This is a genomic window from Klebsiella sp. MBT K-1 (assembly GCF_002556465.1).
Taxonomy (GTDB): Bacteria; Pseudomonadota; Gammaproteobacteria; order Enterobacterales; family Enterobacteriaceae; genus Klebsiella; species Klebsiella grimontii.
This window is the reverse complement of the sequence record NZ_PDEL01000045.1, coordinates 1-1,159: the sequence shown is the minus strand read 5'-3', so window position 1 is coordinate 1,159 and position 1,159 is coordinate 1. Positions and strand designations below refer to the sequence as shown.

2 protein-coding genes are annotated in these 1,159 nt (G+C 51.5%); one reads left to right on the top strand and one right to left on the bottom strand.

What is annotated here, in order from left to right; genetic code table 11:
* Positions 1-23: 23 nt before the first annotated feature.
* Positions 24-1,013, bottom strand: coding sequence for an IS630-like element ISEc33 family transposase (locus tag CMQ96_RS28200; protein WP_007372204.1), 990 nt, complete (start codon positions 1,011-1,013; stop codon positions 24-26).
* Between CMQ96_RS28200 and CMQ96_RS29005 the strand changes: the two genes are divergently transcribed.
* A partial coding sequence (locus CMQ96_RS29005; protein ID WP_040126188.1) for a hypothetical protein occupies positions 942-1,159 on the top strand: 218 nt, incomplete at its 3' end. The genes CMQ96_RS28200 and CMQ96_RS29005 overlap by 72 nt on opposite strands.

Here is a 1,159-nt window from a genome sequence, read left to right as displayed (position 1 = left end):
CTAAATAGCTGCGCCTAATACCGCTACACTTTTGCCTGACCATGTTTTCCTCCGGGGAATGGGCTGGCGGTTTCCATAAAATGGCGGACCTTTTTCAGTAACTGCCACATTGAGCGGCACTGATGATTACGGGTTATCGTGTCATGAAGTGCCTGCCATAGCCGTTCCACATGATTCACCCACGGCGAGTAAACCGGCTGGTAAATTACCCTGAACTTGGGATTTGCTTTCAACCAGCGCTGTGTTTCGCGGCTTTTATGGATAATGTAGTTATCAACGATCAGCGTGATTGTTTTCGCCCGCCGGTAAGTGGCTTTCAGGTGCTTCAGCAGAGCGATAAACAGCGCTGAACTTTTGCTGTTGCCGCCCACGTAGCTGACTTTACCCGTGCCACTGTGCAGTGCGCCGGCCAGATAGTATTTTTCGTTCTGCCCCGGCGTCACTACCCGTTTCTGCTGTCCGCGCAACTGCCAGTCCGCACCGATTTTAGGATTAAGGTGGATATCCACTTCATCTTCATAAAATACCGGATGCTCTGCGCTGCATTCATCCAGCGCTTTGTGGATTACCGCCATCTTTTCATCTTTATGTGGGTCACGGATACGCAGAGTTGGCGCGGCCCTGCGCCATACAAGCCCCGCAGATGGCAACCAGCGGCGAACGGTTCCTGCATGTAACTGGCAACCGGTTATCTCATTGATTTTTATTGCCAGTAATTCGGTGCTCCAGCGTGAACGTTGATAACCAAAATCGCCGGGAGAATGCTTTATCAGCTCACGTAACAGGGTGCAAATATGTTCAAAAGGCCAGCGTCGGGAGCGCCCTGCGGGTAAGGATTTCAGGCCTTCAATACCTGAGTGCGTAAACCAGTTAATCCAGCGACCAACGGATGAACGAGCACAACAGAGAGTTCTGGCAACATCGCTGACCCGTTCACCCCGATGAAGCATCAGCATGGCCGTGAGTCTGCGGGCATGATTTTTATCGCGCGTTTTATGAATAGCTTTCTGCATCAGGCGTCGTTCGCCACGGGGTATTGGTGCTATGATCGGCATCGCTCAGTCCGGTTGGTGGTTTTGGTTGGTTTGGCGATTGATCAGATCGCACAATCCGGGCTGAGTTCCCTTTCAGTGATCTACTATTCCGCGCATCTATTTAG